A 23,147-nucleotide genomic window follows, 5' to 3' on the forward strand; every position below is an offset into this window, starting at 1 on the left:
GGTCGAACCAGTGCTCGGCGTGACCCTGTTGACTAGGACTCAATCTTCGAGATCTTTCCGGCTGGGTGTACGGCTTGGGTCGCTGGCTAGGAAGCCAAAGACAAAGATGCCGAGAAAGAAAAAGACGACGGAATAAACCGAAATCTTGAGGGCAAGCATGGCAACCGACCGGCGTCTGAATTTTGAACGCCATCCTATGGCGGAATGATGAAATAACACGATGGTGAAGCCACTGCAAGCCCCGGGATCGGAGTGGATTGAAACGTTTCGATGTCGGAGTCGCGTTGATCTGCACCCTGGCTGGTGGCGACGTGGTGATCTGGAACGGCGGCCGGTCCTGGCTGAACCCTGGGGACGACACCACCGTCCTGATTGGGCTGAACGCGGACTTTTGATTTGGCCGCGAGGTGGCAACTGGTTGCACCTCGAGCAGACCCTCGTCTGTCCAAAACCCTGGACGCAGGGCACCGCGTCCTGTGAACGACTGGTGTTGAGCTGGTGGGCCGATGCCGTACGCCTCCGCGTTGATGGGGCCCTGGTGCATGAGGGCGACCTCTTCGATACCCGCTGCCGTTGGCTCCTTCCTGAGGATTGGAGGAAACGTGCGGGCTTGCGGATCCAGCTGGAGTTGCGAAGTCCTTGTCATGACGATGGAGCTCTCATTCAGAGCGCTCTCGTCCAGGAACCTCTGATCGCTCACTGCGACCCGGATCGGGCGTTGCTCCCTGAAGCCTTGGAGCTGTCCTTGGCAAGAGGAGAGTCTCTTCCGGATGCTGTGTTGTCTTGCGACCCGATGGCATCAGAGGCCATTGCCTTGGTTGATCGTCACTTGGCGGCCTGCCCTAAGCCAGTGGGTGCGGTGCATTGGCTGGGCCATGCCCACCTTGACCTCGCCTGGCTTTGGCCTGTGGCTGATACCTGGCAAGCGGCGGAACGCACCTTTTGCTCTGCTCTCGATCTGATGGAGCGTTATCCGGAACTGCACTTTGCGCACTCCACCCCTGCTCTTTATGCCTGGGTGGAACGCCATCGCCCGGCCTTACATGCACGGATTCAGCAGGCCAGTCGTGAGGGTCGCTGGGAGCCGATCAATGGCCCTTGGGTCGAAACCGATTGCGTTCTGGTGAGTACCGCATCCTTGTCGCGTCAGTTCAGTCTTGGACAGGAGGACAGCCAGAGGCGTTTCCCCGAATGGCGGCATGACTTGGCTTGGCTGCCTGACAGTTTTGGGTTCGCAGCAGGACTTCCCGCTGTGGCGGCTGCCAACGGAGTGCGCTGGTTCTGCACGCACAAACTGGCCTGGAATGCCACCAACCGCTTCCCCCATCGGTTGTTTCGCTGGCGAAGCCGCGGAGGAGCGGAGGTCTTAGCGCTGATGCTGCCTGGAATCGGCACCGATGGCGATCCTGTCGCGATCGCAACAGAGCAGCGCGATTTTCAATCTGCCACTGGGGTGGACCAGGCGATCTGGCTCCCAGGGGTTGGCGATCATGGTGGTGGTCCCACTGCCGAGATGCTGGAACAGCTAAGGCTTTGGGACGGACAGCCGCAGGCTGTGACCCAGCAGCCCGGAACGCTGCGCGCCTATCTCGATCACCTAGAGCCTTGCTGCTCCACCTTGCCGGTCTGGCGCGATGAGCTGTATCTCGAGCTACATCGGGGTTGCGCGACCAGTCGGCCTGATCAGAAGCGTCACAATCGCAGTTTGGAGCGGCTTCTTCGAGAAGCTGAGCTTGCGGCTGCGTTGCTTGGGCCTCGGGCGAAGGCTCTGATGCCCAGCCACGAGCAGGCCAGCGATTGGCGACCTCTGCTGTTCCAACAATTTCATGACATCCTCCCGGGCACATCGATCCCGGAGGTGTTTGAACAGGCTGAACCGATCTGGCGTGATGCTCGCCGCCGTGCGGCCCGTGGCCGAGATCAGCTGTTAGGCCATCTGTTCTCGTCGCATCAAGACGGGATGGCGTCAGATCCCGATCGCTCCCGTTGGGCTTGGTGCGGCTTGCAGCCCCTTGCGCACTGGTCACCGTTGTTGCGCTTGCCTCAAGGGCATTGGTCCAGCGCTGGGCAACTCCTTCCTGAGCAGGCTGCTCCTTCCGGTGGAGTTTGGGTGCAACTGCCTTGTTGCGAAGGCGTTTGCGCGCTTCCGCTGCAGCGCAGCCATGCGCCTCTGGGGTCGGCCTTGCCCGTGCGTCACCCCGTGAGTGTGGAGGTGGTGTCGTCGGGGGTATGGAGGCTGAGCAATGGTGTGGTGTCTGCGGATGTGAGCGCCCATGGGCTGATTCAGCTGCGCGACGCCAATGGTGTGCCACAGCTCAGCGAACCCATGCGATTGCTGCGCTTTTCCGATCGAGGGGAGTTCTGGGACGCTTGGGATCTGGCCGCTGATTACCGCCAACATCCGCTGCCGATGGCCGCAAACTGGTCGGCGGAATTCGTGGAGTCGGGCCCTCTGACAGCGCGGATCGTGCTGCGCACGGTTGCTGGATTGAGCAAGGTCCGCTTGGACCTGTTGCTGCAGGCCGATTCGCCTTGGATCGAGGCCCAGCTCAGTGTCTACTGGCAGCAGACCCATGAATTGTTGCGGCTGGAATTGCCGTTAAAGAGCCCTGCTGTGCGTTGGGCTGCTGATACGAGTGGTGGAGTGATCGAGCGACCAGCACAAGTCTTCACTCCTTTTGAACAAGAGCGTTGGGAAGTGCCTGTGATCTCCTGGCTGGCTGCAGAAGCAGAAGCTCCCGGGGGTGGGTTGGCTGTCTTGCTGGATGGTCCTCAAGGTGTCGATGCCAGCGCGAACCATCTGGGAGTGTCCCTGCTTCGAGGTCCAACCTGGCCTGACCCTTCAGCCGATCATGGATGGCACCGACACCGGTTGGCCTTGATGCCAGCGATGTTGGGTTGGAACCGCAGTGGTGTGGCCCAGGCCGCGATTCGATTCAGGGAGCCCGGATGGATGGGACCTGTTGCGCTGGATCAGCGTTGGCAAGGGCTTCCCGCTTTGCCCATCGGCCTGGTGCCGATTTCAATCCGATCAGCGCAGGGTGATGGGCAAAGCGATAAGGCGGTTCAAATTGAGTTGCTCAATCCAGGACCAGCGCGTCAGCGTTGGTGCCCGGGGAGCGATTGGAGGCTGAGCTGCGCCAAGTCCAGCGACAGGAAGACCGTCTGGGAGGTGCACCCTGGCGAGCTCACCACCTTGCTACTGGAGAACGTTCAATCCTCGTGATCATCAAATGGGTCGTCGAGATTTTTAGATGGAGGACCAAAGGCTGTGTAGACCCCCAATCCTGTTAACCCGAGCAGGGCTGCCAGCACGGCAATCGCCACTGACATAGCCGGGGACGAACTTTCCATCACAACTCTCCACAGGATCGACGCCTTTACGGGTCGGAGCCCCTACAGTATCGAGACTTAATTCCACCCGAGACTTCAGCGCTGCCATGGCTCAACGCACCCGTCTGGGCGATTTGCTCCGCCCCCTGAATTCGGAATACGGCAAGGTTGTTCCTGGCTGGGGAACAACACCAGTGATGGGCATTTTCATGGCCCTGTTCCTTGTGTTTCTGTTGATCATTCTTCAGCTGTACAACAAGTCACTGATCCTTGAAGGAATCAATGTCAACTGGAATGGCTTGGGTCTGGGCTGACATCAGGTCATGAATGTTTTCGGCATTGGTCTGCCAGAGATGGCCGTCATCGCGGCGGTCGCTCTCTTGGTGTTTGGGCCTAAAAGGCTTCCTGAGTTCGGCAGTACCCTCGGGAAAACACTCAAAGGGTTTCAGTCGGCCTCAAAGGAGTTCGAACGTGAAATCAATAAGGCCATGGCTGACCCCGTACCCGAAGGGGATCAGGCCAAGGCTCTAGAAGCACCAGTTGAGACTGTTGTAACTCCAGTGGTTTCTCCAAAATCAGAGCCAACATCCCCCTCCGATTGAGTCGATGAATCGCGGTGATCTCCGCTTAGTGGTGGGGTTGGGGAACCCGGGCAATCGCTACGCCAACACACGACATAACGTTGGCTTTATGGCCTTAGAACGCCTGGCTTCTCGGGAGGGCGGAGGCTTTCGTTCTATGCCCAAGCTCCAAGGTCAGCTTGCTGATCTGGGTGTGGGGGACAAGAGATTGCGGTTGTTGATGCCCCAAACGTTCATGAACGACAGCGGGCGCTCGATTCGGGCAGCATTGGATTGGTTTGGGTTTGAGCTGCATCAGCTCTTGGTCCTCGTTGATGACATGGATCTGCCGCTTGGCCGTTTGCGTTTGCGGGCCCGTGGCTCTGCTGGTGGCCATAACGGTCTTAAAAGCACCATTCAGCATCTCGGTACGCAGGATTTCGCGCGCCTGCGGATTGGAATCGGTGCACCCGGACAAAATCCCAGTGAGCGCAAGGCACGAACGGTGTCGCACGTGCTCGGAAGTTTCAGTCGTGACGAAGAGCCCCTGCTCGACAAGGTTCTGTTGGAGGTCGTTGATGGTTTGGAAAGGATTCAGCGACAGGGTCTCGATCTTGCAGGGAATCACATCAATGGGCTTCAGCTGGCTCCCACCAATACCGAGGCGTGATGGCAGCGCTACCCGTTACCACCGCCCATCTGCGGGTTCAACGCCAGAGTTTTGCGGATCAATGTTTGGAAGGAGACGTCCAGGCTGGAGGCTTCAATTGGCAGTTCAGCTGGTTTTTTGATCGTGGCGAACTGAGTGTGGAGCCCTCCCTGGGGCGAGCCTTGATTCAAGACGCGCTTCTTCGTTTTCTTGTGAAATCTGACTATGACCTTGAGCCGGGAGGGGATTACACCTTCACCGTGAGGGCGCGTTTTTGAGTGGATCGGGACCTGGCCATTGCAAAGACCGACCTAAATAATGTTCGAGGATGACGAGCGCGGCGATGGCGTCGAGATCGCCAGATGGGATGCGCAGGCCTAAAGGAAGCAAGCGTTTCCAGCCCAGTGCAGGCCACAACTGCCAGTAACGCGCCCTGGCTCGCAAGGTAGTCCCGGTTTCGTCCACGACGCGGACCTTCAGGCTTGCGGGAAGTTGGTGTTGCCAGATCGTGCTGCTGGTGCCGTCACCGATGACCAGCTCAGCAATCTGATCGTCCTCGCCATGAGCGTCCACCATCCAGGATCGAAGCTGATCAAGCACCTCAGCGCTGGGTATCACCATGCCTTGAACCACGGTGTTCGTGGCGATGTCTGCTAACAGCAGCCCACATTTACTTCGGCCAGGATCCAGCGCTATGACGCGTGTCATTGGCTAAGGCGCAACTGGATGGCGATCGGATCTGCCGTTTCGCTGCGTCGTAAAGCGACTGCTTCGAGCGCTGCGAGTCCTCCGTTGCGGTCGATCAGTTCTTGGCCAAGCGCATTGATGGCATTGCCATCAAACTGCAACCCCTTGCTGAGCGAACCGCGTCGTTGCACCTCGGCCAATGTGGAGGCAAGGAGAAGATTGAGTCGGTTGCGAACGGCTTCAGGGTTGCGTTCATTGCTCGCCAGGGTGGTGCGGGCCAAGACCTCTCCCTCCCTTGTCACGGTGACATTGGGAAGCACTTCAGGGAAGGCGTACACAACGGTTTCTCCGAGCAGCACATTGGCGGCTGAACGGATATTCACAACCCAGGTGCCAGGTTTGCGAATCGTTTGCTCCAAGCGCTTGATGTCAGGTCGCGGAACTAGCAAAATTTGTCTTTCCGCGGGTTGGCCAGGGAGCACTTGTTGATAGGCCTGAAGATTGGCGTCTCGCAATAACTGATCGATGACCGTTTTTGCTTGATCGGGACGCTCGAGCTTCAGAGTCACGGTGGCAAGTGGCTGACCGCTGCTAATGGCGACGTTTCCGCGCCGCAGCGCCAAGAGCGTGTCCTCTAGTTGATTGAGTTCTTTCTCTCCACTGCGAATTTGCGTGCGCACGGCCGAGAGTTCCTGCTCGGTGCGTTGGATCTCAATATCTTTCGCATTCACGTCTTGGCTCAATCGCTGCCGCTCGGCTTCCAAGGATCGGGTTTGTTCCTGGAGGGGCTTCAGGGTGCGACGCAGTTCTGCCGCTCGTTGTTGTGCCGTTGTGAGCTCCTTGCTGGCTTGCCTCTGAGCGCTTTTGCTTGTTTTGAGGTCGGCGCGACTGCTCCGCAATTTGGCTTCGAGAGCATTGAGTTCAAACAGGCCCACCCTGAGCTGCCGACTCACTAACAGCAAGAGTCCAAGTGAAAGCGCACTAATCAGGCTGCCCGTTAAAACCGTGATCACCACGGCCGTGCGCTTTGGACGCAGTCCAAGCAAGCTCAGCCGAGCTTTCCCCACACGAGAACCAAGGCGGTCTCCCAGGGTTGAGAGCACGCCTCCAAGGACTAGCAGAGCAAGAAGTAGGAACCAGCCGGTCACGGTGAACGAAGGATCAGAGTTCGGACGGGAGCTCCATCTTCACCTGCATGGTCAGCTGAACCGTTTAGCGAGAGCGATTGGATCGAGAACAGTGATCTTTTTGCGATCGATATCCACCAGGCTCGATGACTTGAGATCACCCAGGAGACGCGTGATGGTAACGCGCGTGGAACCGATGGCTTCGGCGATGGCTTGGTGTGAGAGGCGTAGGTCAATGGTGATGCCCCGTTGACCAGGAACTCCGAAATCTCGACAGAGCACCAACAGAAAACTCACCAGCCGAGATGACATGTCTCGATGGGTGAGGGTTTCGATCATCGTTTCGGTCTGGAGAATCCTGCTGGATAGACCCTGCAGTAAAAGCAAGCCCACACTGGTGTCAGCTTCGATGGCCTGCCGGACTGATGTGGCTGGAGCCGTGACCATTTCCACTCTTGTGAAAGCGATCGAGTGATAAAAACGATCGGAACGGTGACCTGTCAGTAACGACAGAACGCCAAACAAACTGTTTTCTCGTAAGAGGGCAACCGTGATTTCTTCGCCAGATTCATAAACCCTGGAAAGGCGGACGGCCCCGCGCCGAATCAGGTACACCTTTTCTGCAGGGTCCCCGGGGAAAAAGATGGTTTTCCCACGTTCCACCATCTCAGAGTTGGCACCATCGAGTCCCCGAATGACATCTTGAAGCGTGCGGCTGGAAGGAACCGCGGGACTTCCGAAGCTCGAGCCCGCCGGGCGCATTGTTGGTGGTGCGTAGCGGCTGAAGCCGCGGCTGACCTCGGCCATGGTCCCTATTCGTATGTCGGGATGCTATGGATCAGCCCCTCCTGTTCATGTAGCAAGGAACACGAAACTCGGCATTTTCACCTACTGGAGAGAGCTAAATTCTGACCGTGCATGATCTGCTTGAGGCCAGGCTCGGCGAGGTCTAGTAGGTCATTGAGCTGCTGACGGCTAAAAGGAGCTCCTTCGGCAGTGCCCTGCAGTTCCAGCAAATGCCCTGCTCCGTTCATCACAACGTTGAGATCCACATCGGCTTGGCTGTCTTCGCTGTAGTCGAGATCGAGAAGGGGGCGTTTGTGAATCACCCCAACGGAGACGGCGGCCACTTGGGATTGGACGGGGTTGGTGTTGAGAATTCCTTGTTGAACCAGTCGCTCACAGGCTCGTTGAAGCGCGACCCAAGATCCGCTGATCGCAGCGGTGCGGGTGCCTGCATCCGCCTGAATCACATCGCAATCGATTCTCAACGTGTTCTCGCCGAGGGCTTCCATGTTGATGGCTGCGCGCAGGCTGCGGCCAATCAGGCGCTGAATCTCCTGGGTGCGTCCGCTCAATTTGAGCAGTTCTCTGTTTTGTCGCTCTGGAGTGGATCCAGGCAGAAGTCGGTATTCGGCGCTGAGCCACCCCTGGCCTTGATCTTTGCGCCAGCGAGGCACCCCTTCTTGATGGCAAACGCTGCAAAGAACAGCGGTGCGTCCGCTGTGGATGATCACTGAACTCAGGGCAAATCCCATGGGATCCCAGCTGATCGAAAAGGGGCGAAGCTCGCCCGGCTGACGTCCGTCATTGCGAGAGGTGTCGGTCATGAGCCCAGGGTGTGGAGGTTCTTTGAGCCTGCCAGTTGGCTCGGCACACCATGGATGGTGTCAAAGCACTTGTGTCTTGCACTTTCACCGCTAGATTCATCCACATCCGGATTTGCCGGACATCGGCGAATGTGATGACCGTCAGCCTCAGCCCTACCCATCATTCTCGTGAGTCGCGGACTGTTGACCACAGGACTCTTGAGCAAGCAGGGCTTCGAAGACTTCCTTCCGTAGAAGTTCGTCCACCCCTGCATTTGGTGGCTCCAGAAGGTCAGCTTCAGGTGCATACCGCTTCATTTCGGGGGAGTTTTTCTGGTGTGCTGAGCCAGGCGCTGCGGACGGCAGGCCTGGGTAGCAATGTTTTGATCGCTCAGTTCCTCAAGGGTGGAGTGGGACAAGGTCCCCAGAGCAGCCTCACCCTGTGCGATCGGCTCCGATGGTTGCGGCCTTCCGTGACGGAATGCCTTTCAGATCCTGCTGCTAGCCGCGATGACGAGGTCAAAGAGGCTGTTCAGTCGGTCTGGGAGATCTGCAAAACCCATCTTCTAGAGGGCACGTTGGACCAACTCGTGCTGGATGAGATTGGCTTGGCGATCGAGCTTGGCTATTTGAGCCATGAGGATGTCTTGTCGGTGTTAGAGCAAAGGCCATCAGCCATGGATGTGATCGTGACCGGGCCCGCGATCCCTGCAGAGATGATGGAGATGGCTGATCAAGTCACGGAATTGCGTCGAGGTTTCTAATGCTGAAAAACGATCGCTGGATTACGGATCAGGCTGGGGCAGGCATGCTCGAGCCTTTTCAAGATGGCTTAGTGCGCCACTTGGATCCGGATCAACGCAAGAGCCCGGTTCTTAGTTTTGGCTGCTCGTCGTATGGCTACGACTTGAGGCTCTCGCCTAAGGAGTTTTTGATCTTTCGCCATGTCCCTGGCACGATCATGAATCCCAAGCGATTCAACCCTGACAATCTTGAATCCACGCCCATTCATCACGATGATGATGGGGACTATTTCATCCTTCCAGCACATTCGTATGGCCTCGGTGTTGCCCTTGAAAAGATGCGGGTGCCGCCCAACATCACGGTTATTTGTCTGGGCAAGAGCACCTATGCCCGTTTAGGCATCATTGTGAATACCACTCCAGCAGAGGCTGGCTGGGAGGGACATCTCACCCTGGAATTTAGTAACAGTTCTGGAGCTGATTGTCGTATTTATGCCAATGAGGGGATCTGCCAGTTGTTGTTTTTTGAAGGTGATCCTTGTGAGACCACCTACAGCGACCGACAAGGTAAATATCAGCATCAGCCCGAGCGCGTCACGCTGGCCAAGATCTGAACGTCAGCGCATGATTGCTTCCTGAAAAGTGCTTCCTAAGTATTCATTAGGGGGCGAGCCGGGCCTTATGCAGTCTTGTTTTTTCGTACCAGCCTGCAAATTCTGGAGTCCAAGCCTTGAGATGGGGCCACATCAGATCGCAGAGCTCGCGGATTTCTTGCTGAGCATCGAGCTTGGCGCGTAGATCCATGAAATGCAGGAAGGCTCTGAGCGTGAAGCTCACCACAAAATGTTGCCTGTAATCGAAGGGGAGAATGCCGCGGGCATGTTCTTCTGCAAAGCCGGCCTGAAGCAATTCCTGATACCGATCGGCGCTGATTTTGCAGTGGTTTAAATCTTTTTGGCGTTCAGCCTCGCTGTAGAGGTATTTCTTTCCCTTGCGGTCGCTGTACTCACCAACGGGACGCAGATAAAACACCTCTTCGAGATCGAGTTCTCCCTGTGCCGCCCGACAGATGCGCTCGCCTGTGTAGCGCATGGATTGCACATCAAAACTGACGCCCACCCGGTGCGTCCGTGCCTGTTGCATCACGGAATGCGGAAACCAGCCCACGTTCAACACAATCTGGGCATGCTCCATGGGTCCGTAATGTCCCCGTTCTCCGGCTAGGAGGCGTTTGACGCAGATTTCGCCTGCTTTGGTTTCATCTGGCCATTGCTCGCGGTCGGCCGCGACGAAGCCCTCGCTGTAGTCCTGGTGCATTCCCACGTACACGCACTGTTGCGGGTTCGGGGTTGCGGCGATCAGGTCAACTCGAAAACGAGAGTCCATTGGTGTCGTCTGCGCTGAACTGTTCATGCTTTGTCTAGCTGTGGCTGCGGGGCCCTGGGCTTGAAACTGTCTCGGCAGGGGGCACGCTGCTGGTGGAACCAACGCCCGCAAGCTGAGGTAAAGGCGCATTGTTAATCAATGCAACCGCTAGTGATTCCAACTCGTCAGCTGTTCTCGCTCCAAGCGAACGCCCGCGCATCACGCCGTCGGCTGAAAATAAATTGAGCTGTGGAATCCCTGTGACGTCGTATTGATCGGTCAAATCCAGCCAGCGTGGGTTGTCGATATTCACCAAAACAACGTCGAGTTGATCGGCATGATTTTGTTCCGTTTGAAGCATCGCGGGTGCCATGGCTTGGCAGGCCTCACACCAATCGGCGTAAAACTCCAGCACGGTGGGCCGGGAGTTGGTGAGGGCCACCTCAGGATCCAGGGATTGTCTGGCCAGCTGATCGAGAGGCGCTTCCTGATTGAGACCATTGCGCAGCAGAAATAATCCAGCAGCAAGGACCAGTGCAGTGATCAGAAGCAACCCCTTTTGCAAGGGGGTCAGGGTGGCGGGGGCGGAACTGCCGGTCATCCCGGGAAGACTTGATTGGTTTCACTTTGGCAGGCTGATGCGTGTGTTGTTGCTAGCGTTTAAAAGCCAATTCTGTTGTTGGGATCTGCTGTCTCGCTGATGTCATCAGTGATTTCATCGGTCGACCGTTGGCTGCTTGCTGATGTCTTTTTTTCGTTTTTTGGTCCTACCGCTGCGGGCCCCCCTGCTGCTTTTGCTCTTTGTTGTTGCCGTTTTCCTTGGCCACCATTGGTCGATTGAGAGCGAGCACTTAATTGCTCTGCAGAACGTGTCGCCCCGCTTGTTCTGGACGGTAGAGATCGTTCAATCGCTGGTGATCGTGCTCATCTGCACGATGCCTGATCTTTTGCTTCGCCAACTGTCGTTATTGATGGCCTCCAGTCGGGTGCTCAGCCTGATTTCGACCCTGCTGCTGGTGATCGTGGTGGGGCTTTATGTGCTCAGTTTGAGCTTGCTGTCAGATGTGCTGATCTTGGCGTCTGCCACCTTGCTGGCCCGTTTGGACCTCACCCGGATCAAGGTGGTGCCTTCGCCTCAGGTCATGGCCTTGGGCTTGGGGGCGCTGGTGCTTGTGGGCATCTGGTTGGGGCAGGATCTACCGAACCCGTTGGCTTCCGCTGTCGCAGCGGTCGCGTCCTGATCCGAGATAGGCCCAGAGATTGCCCAGTACTTTTTTTGTGTAAAGGCGCGTTTCTGGATAGGGGATGCGCTCCACCCATAATTCTGGATCTTTCTCCAGAAGCGGAGTGACCCATTGGCTGGTGGCTCCAGGCCCGGCGTTGTAGCTCGCAATCGCCAGCACAATGTTGCCCTGCCATTGCTCCAGCAATTGCGCGAGGTAGCGCGCTCCGAGCTTGGCATTGCGGGTTGGCTCGCGTAGCTCATCGCTACTCAGGGTGCCGCCGGCCAGTTCTTCCGCCGTCGCTGGCATCAGTTGCAGCAACCCGATCGCCCCGACGGGTGAGCTCACGCCTGGGGAGAAGCGAGATTCCTGCTTGGCGATGGCCATGAGGAGTTCCCTGCGTACCGCCTCTGTTTGGGATGCGGTCTCAAACACCTCCGGGAGCAGATGCGGATGCTGGCTGCGGTGGAGGAGCTGTTGCTCTTCGCAGGTTTGATTCACCAGTCTCAAGCTGGCGCGCCAAAGACGACTCAGACCCGTCCATGCGTCGCCGACGGCAATGCGAAGGCGACCTTCGACGAGCTTTTGCTCTGGATTGGATGGCTGATCGGATCGGGGCTGTTGGTTTCTCCAGGTTTCCCATGCTTCCTGGGTTTGGCCGAGTCGCCAGAGACGATCCACGAATGGATCGCCACTTTTTAATGGCTCCCAGTGCGATGGAAACGACTCGCCAAGGGCTGCAGAGCGAGAGGCTGATGCTTGATTGAGATCTGGAAGATCTCCCCGTCCCAATCGCACCTCGGCGCGCCAGGTGTAATAACTCCTCGGATGCGTTTTGACCAACGTTTCCCAGACGTTTTTGGCTTGCGCTGTTTGGTCTTGCTTCGCCAGTGCGAGCCCCAGCCAGAACTGCTGTCTTGCGGCCAAAGGTTCAGGAAGATCTGCGCTCGGAATGGCGTTCAGCAGTGCTTCTGCCGTTGTCCATTGATCGTTTAAAAGGGCTTCGCGGGCCAAGTCCCACTGCAGTTGCCAGGCGGCTGGGTTGGTCGGCCAGCGCTTCAGAACGGACATGGCATTTGCCCAGTCACCGTTCGCCCCGTCACCAAGCCGCACCCGGGCTGCTGCAACATCAGCGGAACGTTGTTGCAATGCCTGCGGCAGTGCATCCAACAAAGTGGGATCGGGTTTGAGCGGCTCGCTCAGTAGCGCCGCTGCCTCGAGCGCCGCCGGATCATCGGGGTGGTTGATGGCGAGCTCGAGCAAGTGCTGCGTTCCACGCTCCTGCTGTTCGGCGGTGCCTCGGAGCAGGATCCGACCAATGGCCAAGGCGCTGGCTGGAGTGGTGGGCGTGCCCTGGAGGCAGGCTTCTGCTGCACTCCCATCACCAAGGGACGCCAGCCCTTGGGCGAGCGTCAGCCGATCGTCTTGGTTCAAGCCATCGCCGCTAATCCTGTTGCAGGCTTCCCTGAGCTGCGAGGCAGCTCCTGGCCATCGGGCGCCCCATCGGGCTAGATGCAAGGCCGCGAGGGCTTGCTTGGGGGATTCTGTTTTGGTTTCTGCTGCTGCCGCTAGGGCGGCTGGATGGCCTGGTTGTTGCCGGAACAGATCTGCGTGAAGCCTTGGGTTGGTTTGCCCGAGCTGATAACGCGCATCGGCACTGGCCGCACTCTCAGGGAAGCGTTGAAGCAAGTCTTGCCAACGTTTCTGTTCTTCTGACGGCTGGCCGAGTTTTGCTGCGATTAACGCCTGCTGTTTCAGCGTGACGGCAGCGATGGGATCGTTGCCCCAGCCCTGATTGGCCAGCAACCGCTGGGATCTCTCCGCTGAATCGGCGCTGCGCGCCGCAAGAGAAAGAGCTGCTTCTCTCCGTTCACTGGGATTGATCGACCAGCGGTAACGCGTCCAGAGATCAGCGCTTGAAAGGGATGGTGTGATTGGAGTGTGCAGGCGGCGCATGACCGTCTGTCCGCCGAGGACGAGTGCAACGGTGAGAAGTGGAGTTCCAGCGAGAAGCAGAAGGCCACGGGAGTGTTGAGCGGTCAAGCCTCGGCCGGAAACTGATGGCATTCTGTTCCCAGCGCACGGCATTGGGATGGCACAGGGGCAAGGGCCGCGGCGCCCAGGGAGTGAGCAACGCCGTCGCTGTGCGATTGCTGTTGGCCTCGCTTTGCTCGTCTGGGGATTGCGTTGGCTTTGGCCCCTGCAATTTGTGCCCGGCTGGTTGGTGGCAGGGCTGTTGGCTTGGGCGTTGCTGGAAGTAGCGGCGCTATTGCTGGCTCCGCGTCGTTGGCGTTAGAACCAGAGGCCCGGCTTAAGATTGAGTCCAGAATTGAGTTTCCATGGCTGAAGCTGCCATCCATCCTTTGGGGCACCTCCCGAAGCCATCGCAGATCAGTTTTGGGACGGATGGCTTGCGTGGTCGGGTGGACACCATGCTCACCCCGGCTTTGGCCCTTCAGGTGGGGTACTGGTGTGGACGCGTGCTTCAGGCCGAGGGGCCGGTGCTGATTGGCATGGATTCGCGCAGCAGCGGCAGCATGTTGGTCGCGGCACTCACCGCTGGCCTGACGGCGTCTGGCCGCGAGGTGTGGACCTTGGGGCTGTGTCCTACGCCAGCGGTGCCCGGTTTGATTCGCCGCTATTCAGCCGCCGGAGGCTTGATGGTCTCGGCGAGTCACAACCCTCCGGAAGACAATGGAATCAAGGTGTTTGGCGCCACTGGCAGCAAGGTGTCCCCTGAACGTCAGCAGGCGATTGAAGCTGGCCTCCGTAGTGGAGACGGTGCTGGGATTGCGTTAGCGGCATCTGGAGTGGCACGCCATCGCCCTGAACTTCTTGACGACTACCGCGCGAGCTTGTTGTCCAGTGTTGGGCAGCACCGACTTGATGGTGTGCCCATCGTGCTGGATCTCTGCTGGGGGTCGGCAACAGCCTGCGGCGCCGAGGTGTTTTCTGCCCTTGGCGCTGATCTCACGGTGTTGCACGGTGATCCGGATGGAACGAGGATCAACGTGAATTGCGGATCCACCCACCTTGAGGCTTTACGCCGTGCGGTGATCGAGAAGGGCGCCGCCATGGGCTTTGGCTTCGATGGGGATGCCGATCGGATGTTGGCGATTGATGGCCGAGGACGGGTGGTGGATGGCGACCATGTCCTTTTTCTATGGGGGTCGGTTTTGCAGGAGCAGAGACAGCTGCCGGATCAGCGCTTGGTGGCCACGGTGATGTCGAATTTGGGCTTTGAGAGGGCTTGGCAGGCGCGTGGAGGACGTTTGGACAGGACAGCGGTGGGAGACCAGCATGTGCATGCCGAGATGGTCCGCACGGGGGCAGCCCTAGGCGGCGAGCAATCAGGTCACATCCTGTCTTCAGCCCATGGTTTGTCAGGTGATGGTGTCTTGACCGCTCTTCAGATCGCGAGCCTCTGCCATGCGCAGCAGCTTTCCTTGGCCGAGTGGGTGGATCAGAGCTTTCAGGCCTATCCCCAAAAACTGGTGAATGTGCGCGTCGAGAATCGCGAGCGCAGAAAGGGTTGGGCGGACTGTGCACCTCTCCATTCCCTGGTTCAAGAGGCAGAGGCCTCGATGGCTGAAGACGGACGTGTGCTGGTGCGAGCGAGTGGGACAGAACCCCTGCTGCGCGTCATGGTTGAGGCGGCCGATCAAGCAGTGGTCGATCACTGGACCTCGCGCTTGGCCGCAGCAGCCGATCAGCATCTCAATGCGTCTTGATCAGCGCCGCTCGATCAGCAGCGTTCAAGAGCCAGGGTGAGCGCCCCATCGCAGGCGTCACCATTTCGATCCTCCCAGCGCGCATCAACCTGGCGACGGCGTAGGGATGCGTCCACAGCCTGTTGAAGGGGCGCCAGATTTAGGAGTGCGCCACCTCGAGCGCAGAGCCTGGGTTGGGTGAGCCCCAGGGATAACGCCACCGCTTGAACGGCTTCAGCAAGGGCATTGCCGGAGCGGTTGAGAATGGCCGCGGCTTCAAGATTGCCTGCCTCAGCGGCGGCGGAGACGAGGGGTGCCAATTGGGCGAGCTGAGCTGGTTGGAAATCGGGTTGCACAACAAAGGCCTTGATCTCTGCGGCTGTGCGGCAACCAAGGACTTCCCACAACTGGTTGCGTAGGGGGCTGTCTGGGAGTCGGCCATCGGCCATGCGCAGACTGAGCTGGAGCCCCTGATGGCCGAGATCAAAGGCAGCCCCTGCTCCATCCAGTTGCCATCCCCATCCGCCACAACGCTGTTCAAGCCCGCTGTCGTTGCGTCCAACCACGACCATCCCCGTGCCACTGATCAGCACAATGCCGGCATCGTTGGGGAACGCTCCGCGCAGGGCTGTGCGCTCATCGCCAGTGGCGATGCAGTGCGCTTTTGGCAGCTCGAGACTGGCTGCTAACAGATCTCTGGCGCGGTTCTGGAGTGCGGTGCCCTGCTCCACTCCGCTGGCCCCAACGGCCGCAGCGGCGATCTCCAGGCCGCTGGGATTGGCGGCTTGCAGGCTGCTGCGAATGGCCTCCATGAACCGTGTTTCGCCCCCGGCGGCTTGGAGGTGGCTGACGCCAGTGCCCTTGCCCTCGCCTAGCGGTTGCCAGGTTCCGTTGTGCCAACGGCTCAGCTTGCAGCGGCAATGGGTTTGGCCAGCATCGAAACCAGCCAAGATCAGGGCATCACTCATGGGTTGACGCTCATGGGTCGGTCTGGGTGGTCTTGTGGGCCTGACTCAGCGTTGCCAGGCAAAACCAACCGATGATTTGCACTTCTGGCCTGAAGAAAATGGTGTCCGTGGCGCCTTGGATGACCAGCCCGGCGATGGCGGCCAGGCAGCCCAGCCAGGGCAATGCCAGAGCAGCCGATGAGCGCAGAGCTCTGAGGCCATTGCGAAAACTGGCTCCAGCCAACCCGAGCGCGGCGATTAGGCCTGGAATGCCCGTTTCCACAAGCAGCTCCAGGGGAACGGAATAGGCGCTCAGGGCATTGAACTTGGGCTGTTGATACAGGGGGTAAATGGCATTAAAGGCAGCGTTGCCGGGCCCGATGCCAAGCCAGGGGCGGTCTTGAATCATCTCCACTGCGGCCAACCACACGTTGATGCGGAAGTTGTTGGAGCTATCACCTCGACCAGATAGCAGGCTGGCAACCCGCGTGCGGATGGGATCCACCTGCGTGACTGCGATCGCCAGGGCCACACCAGCCACCACCAGCAGGACGATCGGGACGAGACGTCGCCACAGTTTTGGCCAGCTGCGGATGGCACGCAGCACGAGCAGCAGGACCAACAGCCCAAGGGCCGCGAGCATGCCCAGCCAGCCCCCGCGGCTGTAGCTGAACATGGTGGCTGTGGCTCCCAAGCCCAGTGCAACAGCTGCGTAGCAGCGTGCCCCCCAGCCCTGCCAGCGGATCAAGGCAACGAGTGCCAACGGCAGGATCGGGACCAGATATCCCGCCAGCAGATTGGGGTTGCCAAGGGGTCCGTAGATCCTGATCGTGCCTGCCGTGATTGAGTTGGGATCGGCCCAGCGCGCCAGCTCCTCGGTGGGTCCGTAAAGCTGGCGCAAGGCCATCACACTGGTGAGGACTTCGCCGGCCAGCAGCGCGGCCACGAGGCGGTCCCACCACTCCGGGCGCTCGGCCAGCAGCTGTCGCATCAGGGCATAGACGCCGAGGTAGCTGAGCAGCTTGATCAGGCCTTTCGCTGCTGCGGCTGGAACGGGGGAGAACCCCGTGGCCAGCACGGCGATGCCAAGAAACACGAGCACCCAAGCGCTGATGGCACCGATGCGTTGCGGCTGGCTCACGCTGGACCAGAGGATCCACAGCGCTCCGCAGGCCAGAACCACAATCCCGAGCCCTGTTCGGGTGAGGAAGGGAAGTCCTGCGAGGAGAACCATGAGCAGGATGCTTGCCCACCAGCTCAGGCGCCTGCGCTGCTGATCAGTCGCGGGAAGCAAGCCTTGCCAGCGCAGCAACAGGGGTGGTGGGGCCGGAGCCTCAGCCATTGGGAGTGGGTGCGGTGTCTTTGGAATTATCAACCTGTTGCCAAGCCAGCTCTAGATCCCTTAATGCTGGAAGCGCGGCATCCGTGCGCTCAAACAGCACGCGATAGCTGGGCAGTCCTTGTTCCTGGACGTAGCGCTCCCGTTCCGTCGCCACGGGCAATGGGTTGCTGGTTCGCCATGGCCGTTGGTCGTCTTTGGGGCGTGCAAAGCAGTTTGAGAGCTCCACCAGGCTCACCATCGGTTCGATCACGGCCAACACATCACTTTGCAAAAAAAGCTGTCGGCCGGGATGGAGGGCTGAGGCGATGGCGAGCAATAGGGCAGGTTGCAGCACGCGGCGCTTGCGATGGCGTTGTTTAAACCAGGGATCGGGAAACTGAATGCTGACCAGGTGCAACTGGTCTGGTGGCAACGCTGCCATCCAAGCCTCGAGGCTGATATTGGCATTGCAAAATAAAAAATGAAGGTTGTGCTGCTGCTGACGGTCGCGATCGCGTTGAGCGGCTTGCACCAAGGGCCGGCGGATTTCAACGCCGAGATGGTTGCGCTCGGGTTGCAACGCCGCCAGCTCCAACAGAAAAAAGCCTCGAGCGCAACCAATATCGAGATGGATGGGCAGGTTGGGATGCTCGAACAGCTCCTGCGGCGCCGGGAGTTCCAGCGGCAACTGAAAAAAGCGGCTGAGGGGATTGACGTGCTGGCGCATCAGTCCTCAGCTGACGCCACAAGAGGTGCGTGGCGGAGCAAGCCCCAGCAAGCGGTGTAGCCATGCAGGTAGGTGGTGTTGCTTAAGGGGCCGATCTCGCCATTGCAGAACGCGCCGGCGATTGGCAGATCGGGCAGAACGTCGCGAGCGATGGAGACATCACCGTTGGCTTCTCCGAATAGACCACTGCCTCGGCCGAGGCAGGCAAACAGCAGGCCACAGAGTGGCGGCGGCGAGGGGCAGCGTTCTTGGCTGGCCTCTAATAGCTGGCGTGCCTCCAGCCTTGATGACTGGGCTTCTCTGAGCTGAAACTGCACGTGTTGGCCTGGACGGACCCGCTCAGCCACGGCGACGGCACCATTGCGTGGGTCGACGCCAATGAGATTGCGAACCAAGAAATCGCTGGGGCACTCCTGCATCAAATTGCGACGTTCCACGCCAAGGAAAAGGGAGTGCTGCACCAGCTCTCTGTCTTCCGCATTGAGATCGGCCAGGACCCGTTGCAAGCAGGCCACTGGCGTGTCGCGACGATCGCCATCGCTGAGTTCAAGCAGAACGTTGCGTTGGGCTTGCTCAATCGCAAACACGGGACCAATTGGCCGGCAGCCCTGGGCAACGACCGGATCGAGAACCCAGTCGCCGCCGATGCTCACTCCAGCGGCACCATTGATGATCTGACCATCGAAGAGCAGGGATCCATGACTGGCGTTGTGGGGGGCGGCAATCCCCCCGATGATTGCTGCGTTGGGATAGGCGTAATCCAGGCCACTGATCAGGTCATTGATCGCTCCACAGCTGGGATCGATGAACAGCAGCAGAGATCGGCTGTCTGCCGGGTCAACGCTGACCCAGTCCTGCCAGTTTTGAACCGGCCCATCAAGATCTGGGAGAGAGCCGGTGTCGAGTTGAAACGGCTTCAGCTGAGCTCCGGGGAGATTTAAGAGGGTGATGCTGAGGGCCGTGGTCTGTTCCAGCTCTTGCGATCGCCCGGCACTATCTGTTCCAACAACGCCACCTCCAACGAAGCCAATCCAGTGTTCTGCCTGCAGTCGCTGGCTGAGCAGCGGAAGCAACCGTGGCAGATCGCTAGCGAATTGGCTGGACACAAACACCAGGGCTAAATCGCCTTTCTCCGAGCCGAGTTGATTGGTGACATCTTTCGTTGCCTCTTCCAATGAGGCACAGCCACTGAGTGCCGTGCGGCACTTGGCCTGGGCTCCGGAGCCTCGGAACCAATCGAGGGGGTTGAACGGAACCATGTGTTGGACCCTACCAATCTTGAGGGCTAGGTCGATGGCGTCGATAATGGCTCCAACTCGAACCTGCCTGGTGCCTGATCTCCCTTACCGCAGTTTGGTTTGGCTTACCTATCGCTTAGGCGCAACCTTTGCCCTCGGTGTTCCGCTTGTTCTGTTGATCTGGGCAGGGGTTCGGCGTGAGCCAGCCATGGTGCGATTGCTGGGTCTCTACTGGAAAGTGGCAAGCCTGTTGCCCATCAGTGTGTTGCTGCTCACCGATCGGCGTCCGATCGGATATGTGATGGCCTTCATTGCACCGGTGCTGATGGCGGTTTCGGTGTGGTTCTGGGTGGATCTCAATGAAGAATTGGCCGACAGTGCACCAGGGAGTGCCCTTCCGCTGACCGTTCGTATCTGGCGGTGGGCACTCACTGGATTCGCCGTGCTTGCGGCGGGAATGTCAGCAACAGCATTGCGCTGTGTGGATCAACTGACAGGTGCTGAGTGCTTGGCCTGGCTGGAAGGTCCCCAGGGACTGCATCGTGTCGCGGAGCGTGTGTTCGATTTCGTCTTCGGTGGTCAGTGGAGTGAGGCTGTTGCCGCATTCATTGGCTATGTGGCGTTAGTGGCGTATGTGGTGGGGCTCCTCCAGTGGCTGCTCGTGCGCCTGCCGCGCCAGGGACGGGTGGCTGGTGAGTTCTGATTCGTTGTCGTTGCTGCCAGCCCTTGAAGCGATCAGTCGCGATCGCCCCGATCGGGTGTTGCGACTGCGAGGAACGGTGCAGTGTGCTGAAGGTGCGGAAGAAGCGCTGGAAGTGTTGATTTTTCGAGGTTTCAGCAGTTGCACCACCCATCCCACAGATTTCGATCCGGATCGAACCGTGCTTCCTGAGGGGGCGGTGATCCAAACCGCTGAATTGCTGCGCGGTCCACTGAACCCTCAGCAGGAGGAGCTGCTGATTGGGCCCCTACCTCCTGCGCAATTAAGCGAACCAGACCGCTGGATCTGATTCCTAGCGCCGTTCCAGCACGGACACGCAGCGACCGCACAAGCTGGGGTGATCGCTGTGCTGACCAATGTCACTTTCGTAGTGCCAGCAGCGCTCACACTTCTCCCCTCGAGACAGGGCTACTTCGATCACGGCGAGCTCGTTGTCATCACTGGCCAGCAATTCGGCCCAGGGCTCGCCTCCAATCTGCAACTGGGAGACGATGAGCCAATCGCGAAGGCCATCCACCTCTTGATCCCCCTTGCTTTGGAGCCAGTGGAGGGCGTCTTTGAGGGCAGGGGTGCGCGCTTCGATGCGGACGGCCGCCTCAAGCGATGCTCCGAGCTTGCGCTTGCTTCGGCATTCTTCCAGCACTTTGTTCACCGCTGCGCGCAGCTCGCGCAGCTCTCGCATCGGCGCTTGAAGACTGTCATTGCGCCACTCCTCTGGAACGGAGGGCCAGCCACTTAGAAACACCGACTCAGTCCCGGTGGGATAGGGGATGTTCTGCCAGATGTCTTCCGCCATGTGGCAGAGCACGGGAGCGATGGCCGCGGCCAGACGTTCGATGATCAGAGCCATCACGGTTTGGCAGCTGCGGCGACGCTTGTCGTTGGGGGCGCTGACGTACAGCCGGTCTTTAGCAATGTCGAGATAGAAGTTCGAAAGATCGGCGACGCAGAAGTTCTGCAGAAGCTGGAAGAAGCGGAAAAATTCATAGGCTTCAAACGCTTCGCTGATCTGATCGAGCACGGTTGCGGTGCGCTGCAACATCCAGCGATCGAGCAACGGCAAATCGCTGATGGCGATCGCATCACGGCTTGGGACGAAGTCGTGCAGATTGCCGAGCAGGTAGCGCGAGGTGTTGCGCACTTTGCGGTAGACGTCTGACAGCTGCCGCAAGATGCCAGCACCGATCGGCACGTCTGCCGAATAATCCACAGAACTCACCCATAGGCGGAGCACATCGGCGCCGTAGGCGGGTTCTTGCTTTTGATTTTTGCCACCCTCGATGATCACCATCGGGTCCACAACATTGCCGAGGGATTTGCTCATCTTTCGGCCTTTCTCATCCAAGGCAAACCCATGGGTGAGAACGGTCCGGTAGGGGGCTGTGCCGTTGACGGCCACCGACGTCAACAACGAGGACTGGAACCAGCCGCGATGCTGATCTGATCCCTCTAAGTACAGATCTGCGGGGTAGCTGAGACCGTCGCGTTGGCTCGATACGGAGGCCCAGCTGGAGCCGGAATCGAACCACACATCCATGGTGTCTGTGCCCTTACGCCAAAGATGCGCTTCTGCGCTGTGGCTGGAAGGGAGCAAATCAACCTCGTCTTTTTCCCACCAAATGTCGGCTCCATGGTCTGCGATCAGCGCTTTGACATGGGCGATGGAGTCGGCATTGAGCAGAACATCGCCAGTTTCACGCTGGTAAAACACCGGAATGGGGACACCCCAGGTCCGTTGACGGGAAATGCACCAATCGCCCCGTTCGGACACCATCGATTCAATCCTGTTCCGGCCAGATGCCGGCAGCCATTGCACGCCATCGATGGCGGTTAGCGCCTCAGTGCGGAAGCCTTCCACAGAGGCAAACCACTGTTCCGTTGCTCTGAAGATCGTGGGTTTTTTCGTGCGCCAGTCGTAGGGATAGCGATGGCTGTAGTTCTCTTGCAGAAGCAGGGAACCGGAGTCCTCGAGCGCTGTGATGATCACAGCATTGGCATCCTTGAGCACGTTCAAGCCTTCGAAGGGGCCGGCCTCAGCGGTGAGGGTTCCGGCCTCATCCACTGGGCAGAGCACGGGCAGACCATGCTTGCGCCCTGTGTTGAAGTCATCCACGCCATGGCCAGGCGCCGTGTGCACCAACCCTGTCCCTGATTCCGTGGTGATGTACTCCCCACCCACCACGATCGCGCTGCGGCGCTCGAGCAGGGGGTGGCTGTAGGTGATGCCAGCGAGATCGGCCCCCTTCACGGTGGCTTTGGCTTGAAGTGGTCGTTCAAGCTTGGTGGCGAGGGAATCGCAGAGTTCCGCGGCCACGATGAGAAGCCGTCCGTTGCCGTCATCCGCCAGGCAGTAGTCGAGGCGATCGTTAACCGACACCGCAAGGTTGGCGGGCAGGGTCCAGGGGGTGGTGGTCCAGATCGCCACCTGCAGGCACTGACTCAGGGCGTTGCTCTCTGCGGGGACGTCCAAGCCCTGCTCGTTGAGCTTGCTGCGCAGGCCTGTGGGTAGATCAACCACAGGAAATCCCACGTAGACACTGGGGCTGGTGTGTCCGTCGGGATATTCCAGTTCGGCTTCGGCCAGGGCCGTGCGTGAACTGGGGCTCCAGTGCACGGGTTTGAGCCCTCGGTAGATGTGGCCCTTGAGCGCCATCGTTCCAAAGACGTCGATCTGAGCGGCTTCGTAGTCCTTTTGCAGCGTGAGATAGGGGTGCTCCCAGTCAGCCCAGATGCCCCAGCGCTTAAAGCCAGCCATTTGGCCTGCAACTTGCTTGTGGGCGTAGACCGCAGCCTTTTTGCGCAACTTGATCGGGGTGAGCGCTTGACGCTGCTCTTGGCTCATGGCCTGGAGCACTTTGAGCTCGATCGGGAGGCCATGGCAGTCCCAGCCAGGCACGAAACGAACCTTTCGGCCTTGCATCAGGCGATGCTTATTAATGATGTCTTTGAGCACCTTGTTCAAGGCGTGGCCCATGTGCAGGGCGCCGTTGGCATACGGAGGGCCGTCATGCAGGGTGAACACCGGGCCGGGATTGTTGCGTCCCAGATCCAGGTCAATGCCTTTCTCTTTCCAGAAGGCCTGGAGTTCCGGTTCGCGGTGGATGGCATTGGCACGCATGCCAAACCCCGTCTCCAGCAGGTTGAGGGTGTCTTTGTAGGACGGTCGCTTATCAGCGTCCTGGCCTGTCTGCTGGGTCACGTTGGCGC

At 59.1% G+C, this 23,147-nt stretch carries 26 protein-coding genes; 12 read left to right on the top strand and 14 right to left on the bottom strand.

Annotated elements, in window-relative coordinates; all coding sequences use genetic code 11:
* Positions 1 to 39: 39 nt before the first annotated feature.
* On the bottom strand, positions 40 to 159 hold the full coding sequence (locus SynSYN20_RS01735; protein WP_006042333.1) for a photosystem II reaction center protein I: 120 nt from the start codon (positions 157 to 159) through the stop codon (positions 40 to 42).
* Between the two features lie 61 nt (positions 160 to 220).
* On the opposite strand from SynSYN20_RS01735, the gene SynSYN20_RS01740 reads away from it, so the two are divergent.
* Positions 221 to 3,226 (top strand): alpha-mannosidase, encoded by a 3,006-nt coding sequence (locus SynSYN20_RS01740; RefSeq protein WP_186524487.1) that lies wholly within the window; start codon positions 221 to 223, stop codon positions 3,224 to 3,226.
* Here SynSYN20_RS01740 and psbN read toward each other — a convergent pair.
* Positions 3,214 to 3,354, bottom strand: a complete 141-nt coding sequence (gene psbN, locus SynSYN20_RS01745) for a photosystem II reaction center protein PsbN (RefSeq protein ID WP_006853681.1) — start codon at positions 3,352 to 3,354, stop codon at positions 3,214 to 3,216. The genes SynSYN20_RS01740 and psbN overlap by 13 nt on opposite strands.
* An 86-nt stretch (positions 3,355 to 3,440) precedes the next feature.
* Between psbN and psbH the strand changes: the two genes are divergently transcribed.
* Genes psbH through SynSYN20_RS01765 form a run of 4 tightly spaced genes read left to right on the top strand, consistent with a single transcriptional unit; the run spans position 3,441 to position 4,820 of the window.
* Entirely contained in the window at positions 3,441 to 3,647 is a 207-nt protein-coding gene (psbH, locus tag SynSYN20_RS01750; RefSeq protein ID WP_006853680.1) for a photosystem II reaction center phosphoprotein PsbH, read from the top strand.
* A gap of 9 nt (positions 3,648 to 3,656) precedes the next feature.
* A complete protein-coding gene (locus SynSYN20_RS01755; RefSeq protein ID WP_186524488.1) occupies positions 3,657 to 3,935 on the top strand; it encodes a TatA/E family twin arginine-targeting protein translocase in 279 nt (92 codons plus the stop codon).
* A 4-nt stretch (positions 3,936 to 3,939) separates the two neighbouring features.
* Positions 3,940 to 4,563 (top strand): aminoacyl-tRNA hydrolase, encoded by a 624-nt coding sequence (gene pth / locus SynSYN20_RS01760; protein ID WP_186524489.1) that lies wholly within the window; start codon positions 3,940 to 3,942, stop codon positions 4,561 to 4,563.
* On the top strand, positions 4,563 to 4,820 hold the full coding sequence (locus SynSYN20_RS01765; RefSeq protein ID WP_006853677.1) for a DUF3146 family protein: 258 nt from the start codon (positions 4,563 to 4,565) through the stop codon (positions 4,818 to 4,820). Before pth ends, SynSYN20_RS01765 begins: the two co-directional genes overlap by 1 nt.
* On the opposite strand, the gene SynSYN20_RS01770 is transcribed toward SynSYN20_RS01765, so the two are convergent.
* From SynSYN20_RS01770 to rph, 4 genes are all read right to left on the bottom strand, one after another.
* Positions 4,798 to 5,250 carry a resolvase gene (locus SynSYN20_RS01770; protein ID WP_186524490.1) on the bottom strand — a complete coding sequence of 151 codons (453 nt, stop codon included), beginning with the start codon at positions 5,248 to 5,250 and terminating at the stop codon, positions 4,798 to 4,800. The genes SynSYN20_RS01765 and SynSYN20_RS01770 overlap by 23 nt on opposite strands.
* On the bottom strand, positions 5,247 to 6,377 hold the full coding sequence (locus SynSYN20_RS01775) for a DUF3084 domain-containing protein (RefSeq protein WP_186524491.1): 1,131 nt from the start codon (positions 6,375 to 6,377) through the stop codon (positions 5,247 to 5,249). The genes SynSYN20_RS01770 and SynSYN20_RS01775 overlap by 4 nt, the downstream gene beginning before the upstream one ends.
* A gap of 51 nt (positions 6,378 to 6,428) precedes the next feature.
* The gene (gene ntcA, locus SynSYN20_RS01780) at positions 6,429 to 7,163 is read right to left on the bottom strand and encodes a global nitrogen regulator NtcA (protein ID WP_186524492.1); all 735 of its coding nucleotides are present in this window, start codon (positions 7,161 to 7,163) and stop codon (positions 6,429 to 6,431) included.
* A 77-nt stretch (positions 7,164 to 7,240) separates the two neighbouring features.
* Entirely contained in the window at positions 7,241 to 7,966 is a 726-nt protein-coding gene (gene rph, locus SynSYN20_RS01785; protein WP_186524493.1) for a ribonuclease PH, read from the bottom strand.
* Between the two features lie 134 nt (positions 7,967 to 8,100).
* Here rph and SynSYN20_RS01790 point away from each other — a divergent pair, with 134 nt between their 5' ends.
* The gene (locus tag SynSYN20_RS01790) at positions 8,101 to 8,709 is read left to right on the top strand and encodes a cob(I)yrinic acid a,c-diamide adenosyltransferase (protein WP_186524494.1); all 609 of its coding nucleotides are present in this window, start codon (positions 8,101 to 8,103) and stop codon (positions 8,707 to 8,709) included.
* Entirely contained in the window at positions 8,709 to 9,302 is a 594-nt protein-coding gene (dcd, locus tag SynSYN20_RS01795) for a dCTP deaminase (protein WP_186524495.1), read from the top strand. Before SynSYN20_RS01790 ends, dcd begins: the two co-directional genes overlap by 1 nt.
* A gap of 46 nt (positions 9,303 to 9,348) precedes the next feature.
* On the opposite strand, the gene thyX is transcribed toward dcd, so the two are convergent.
* Together thyX and SynSYN20_RS01805 are read right to left on the bottom strand one after the other, a co-directional pair.
* Positions 9,349 to 10,074 (bottom strand): FAD-dependent thymidylate synthase, encoded by a 726-nt coding sequence (thyX, locus tag SynSYN20_RS01800; RefSeq protein ID WP_186524496.1) that lies wholly within the window; start codon positions 10,072 to 10,074, stop codon positions 9,349 to 9,351.
* A 34-nt stretch (positions 10,075 to 10,108) separates the two neighbouring features.
* Positions 10,109 to 10,654, bottom strand: a complete 546-nt coding sequence (locus SynSYN20_RS01805; protein ID WP_186524497.1) for a thioredoxin domain-containing protein — start codon at positions 10,652 to 10,654, stop codon at positions 10,109 to 10,111.
* 142 nt (positions 10,655 to 10,796) lie between these two features.
* Between SynSYN20_RS01805 and SynSYN20_RS01810 the strand changes: the two genes are divergently transcribed.
* Positions 10,797 to 11,294 carry a hypothetical protein gene (locus tag SynSYN20_RS01810; protein WP_186524498.1) on the top strand — a complete coding sequence of 166 codons (498 nt, stop codon included), beginning with the start codon at positions 10,797 to 10,799 and terminating at the stop codon, positions 11,292 to 11,294.
* Here the strand turns inward: SynSYN20_RS01810 and SynSYN20_RS01815 are convergent.
* Positions 11,250 to 13,343 (bottom strand): lytic transglycosylase domain-containing protein, encoded by a 2,094-nt coding sequence (locus tag SynSYN20_RS01815; protein WP_186524499.1) that lies wholly within the window; start codon positions 13,341 to 13,343, stop codon positions 11,250 to 11,252. The genes SynSYN20_RS01810 and SynSYN20_RS01815 overlap by 45 nt on opposite strands.
* 25 nt (positions 13,344 to 13,368) lie before the next feature.
* Between SynSYN20_RS01815 and SynSYN20_RS01820 the strand changes: the two genes are divergently transcribed.
* Positions 13,369 to 13,572 carry a hypothetical protein gene (locus tag SynSYN20_RS01820; RefSeq protein ID WP_186524500.1) on the top strand — a complete coding sequence of 68 codons (204 nt, stop codon included), beginning with the start codon at positions 13,369 to 13,371 and terminating at the stop codon, positions 13,570 to 13,572.
* Between the two features lie 43 nt (positions 13,573 to 13,615).
* The gene (glmM, locus tag SynSYN20_RS01825; protein WP_186524501.1) at positions 13,616 to 15,007 is read left to right on the top strand and encodes a phosphoglucosamine mutase; all 1,392 of its coding nucleotides are present in this window, start codon (positions 13,616 to 13,618) and stop codon (positions 15,005 to 15,007) included.
* Positions 15,008 to 15,021: 14 nt separating this feature from the next.
* On the opposite strand, the gene SynSYN20_RS01830 is transcribed toward glmM, so the two are convergent.
* The 4 genes from SynSYN20_RS01830 to SynSYN20_RS01845 are packed head-to-tail and all read right to left on the bottom strand — an operon-like array spanning position 15,022 to position 19,240.
* Positions 15,022 to 15,954, bottom strand: a complete 933-nt coding sequence (locus SynSYN20_RS01830; RefSeq protein ID WP_186524502.1) for a BadF/BadG/BcrA/BcrD ATPase family protein — start codon at positions 15,952 to 15,954, stop codon at positions 15,022 to 15,024.
* A gap of 10 nt (positions 15,955 to 15,964) precedes the next feature.
* A complete protein-coding gene (locus tag SynSYN20_RS01835) occupies positions 15,965 to 17,275 on the bottom strand; it encodes an IctB family putative bicarbonate transporter (protein WP_186524503.1) in 1,311 nt (436 codons plus the stop codon).
* Entirely contained in the window at positions 17,268 to 17,981 is a 714-nt protein-coding gene (trmB, locus tag SynSYN20_RS01840) for a tRNA (guanosine(46)-N7)-methyltransferase TrmB (RefSeq protein ID WP_186524504.1), read from the bottom strand. Before trmB ends, SynSYN20_RS01835 begins: the two co-directional genes overlap by 8 nt.
* Positions 17,981 to 19,240, bottom strand: coding sequence for an FIST N-terminal domain-containing protein (locus SynSYN20_RS01845; RefSeq protein WP_186524505.1), 1,260 nt, complete (start codon positions 19,238 to 19,240; stop codon positions 17,981 to 17,983). The genes trmB and SynSYN20_RS01845 overlap by 1 nt, the downstream gene beginning before the upstream one ends.
* Positions 19,241 to 19,310: 70 nt before the next feature.
* Here SynSYN20_RS01845 and SynSYN20_RS01850 point away from each other — a divergent pair, with 70 nt between their 5' ends.
* Both SynSYN20_RS01850 and SynSYN20_RS01855 read left to right on the top strand, forming a co-directional pair.
* Positions 19,311 to 19,922 (top strand): DUF3177 family protein, encoded by a 612-nt coding sequence (locus SynSYN20_RS01850; protein ID WP_186525379.1) that lies wholly within the window; start codon positions 19,311 to 19,313, stop codon positions 19,920 to 19,922.
* Positions 19,912 to 20,229, top strand: a complete 318-nt coding sequence (locus SynSYN20_RS01855) for a hypothetical protein (protein WP_186524506.1) — start codon at positions 19,912 to 19,914, stop codon at positions 20,227 to 20,229. Before SynSYN20_RS01850 ends, SynSYN20_RS01855 begins: the two co-directional genes overlap by 11 nt.
* A gap of 3 nt (positions 20,230 to 20,232) precedes the next feature.
* Here SynSYN20_RS01855 and ileS read toward each other — a convergent pair whose 3' ends face one another.
* Complete coding sequence (gene ileS, locus SynSYN20_RS01860) at positions 20,233 to 23,139, bottom strand: isoleucine--tRNA ligase (RefSeq protein ID WP_186524507.1); 2,907 nt, start codon at positions 23,137 to 23,139, stop codon at positions 20,233 to 20,235.
* Positions 23,140 to 23,147 lie beyond the last annotated feature (8 nt).

The organism is Synechococcus sp. SYN20, from assembly GCF_014279555.1.
Lineage (GTDB): Bacteria > Cyanobacteriota > Cyanobacteriia > PCC-6307 > Cyanobiaceae > Synechococcus_C.

Bases quoted from the DNA above. Each gene is read 5' to 3' on its own strand.
- SynSYN20_RS01790 (WP_186524494.1), top strand. From the start codon at position 8,101: ATGACCGTCAGCCTCAGCCCTACCCATCATTCTCGTGAGTCGCGGACT.
- SynSYN20_RS01810 (WP_186524498.1), top strand. From the start codon at position 10,797: ATGTCTTTTTTTCGTTTTTTGGTCCTACCGCTGCGGGCCCCCCTGCTG.
- thyX (WP_186524496.1), bottom strand. From the start codon at position 10,074: ATGGACTCTCGTTTTCGAGTTGACCTGATCGCCGCAACCCCGAACCCG.
- SynSYN20_RS01830 (WP_186524502.1), bottom strand. From the start codon at position 15,954: ATGAGTGATGCCCTGATCTTGGCTGGTTTCGATGCTGGCCAAACCCAT.
- SynSYN20_RS01755 (WP_186524488.1), top strand. From the start codon at position 3,657: ATGAATGTTTTCGGCATTGGTCTGCCAGAGATGGCCGTCATCGCGGCG.
- psbH (WP_006853680.1), top strand. From the start codon at position 3,441: ATGGCTCAACGCACCCGTCTGGGCGATTTGCTCCGCCCCCTGAATTCG.
- pth (WP_186524489.1), top strand. From the start codon at position 3,940: ATGAATCGCGGTGATCTCCGCTTAGTGGTGGGGTTGGGGAACCCGGGC.
- trmB (WP_186524504.1), bottom strand. From the start codon at position 17,981: ATGCGCCAGCACGTCAATCCCCTCAGCCGCTTTTTTCAGTTGCCGCTG.
- SynSYN20_RS01820 (WP_186524500.1), top strand. From the start codon at position 13,369: ATGGCACAGGGGCAAGGGCCGCGGCGCCCAGGGAGTGAGCAACGCCGT.
- SynSYN20_RS01735 (WP_006042333.1), bottom strand. From the start codon at position 159: ATGCTTGCCCTCAAGATTTCGGTTTATTCCGTCGTCTTTTTCTTTCTC.
- SynSYN20_RS01770 (WP_186524490.1), bottom strand. From the start codon at position 5,250: ATGACACGCGTCATAGCGCTGGATCCTGGCCGAAGTAAATGTGGGCTG.
- dcd (WP_186524495.1), top strand. From the start codon at position 8,709: ATGCTGAAAAACGATCGCTGGATTACGGATCAGGCTGGGGCAGGCATG.
- psbN (WP_006853681.1), bottom strand. From the start codon at position 3,354: ATGGAAAGTTCGTCCCCGGCTATGTCAGTGGCGATTGCCGTGCTGGCA.
- SynSYN20_RS01740 (WP_186524487.1), top strand. From the start codon at position 221: ATGGTGAAGCCACTGCAAGCCCCGGGATCGGAGTGGATTGAAACGTTT.
- rph (WP_186524493.1), bottom strand. From the start codon at position 7,966: ATGACCGACACCTCTCGCAATGACGGACGTCAGCCGGGCGAGCTTCGC.
- glmM (WP_186524501.1), top strand. From the start codon at position 13,616: ATGGCTGAAGCTGCCATCCATCCTTTGGGGCACCTCCCGAAGCCATCG.
- SynSYN20_RS01815 (WP_186524499.1), bottom strand. From the start codon at position 13,343: ATGCCATCAGTTTCCGGCCGAGGCTTGACCGCTCAACACTCCCGTGGC.
- ntcA (WP_186524492.1), bottom strand. From the start codon at position 7,163: ATGGCCGAGGTCAGCCGCGGCTTCAGCCGCTACGCACCACCAACAATG.
- SynSYN20_RS01765 (WP_006853677.1), top strand. From the start codon at position 4,563: ATGGCAGCGCTACCCGTTACCACCGCCCATCTGCGGGTTCAACGCCAG.
- SynSYN20_RS01845 (WP_186524505.1), bottom strand. From the start codon at position 19,240: ATGGTTCCGTTCAACCCCCTCGATTGGTTCCGAGGCTCCGGAGCCCAG.
- SynSYN20_RS01835 (WP_186524503.1), bottom strand. From the start codon at position 17,275: ATGGCTGAGGCTCCGGCCCCACCACCCCTGTTGCTGCGCTGGCAAGGC.
- SynSYN20_RS01805 (WP_186524497.1), bottom strand. From the start codon at position 10,654: ATGACCGGCAGTTCCGCCCCCGCCACCCTGACCCCCTTGCAAAAGGGG.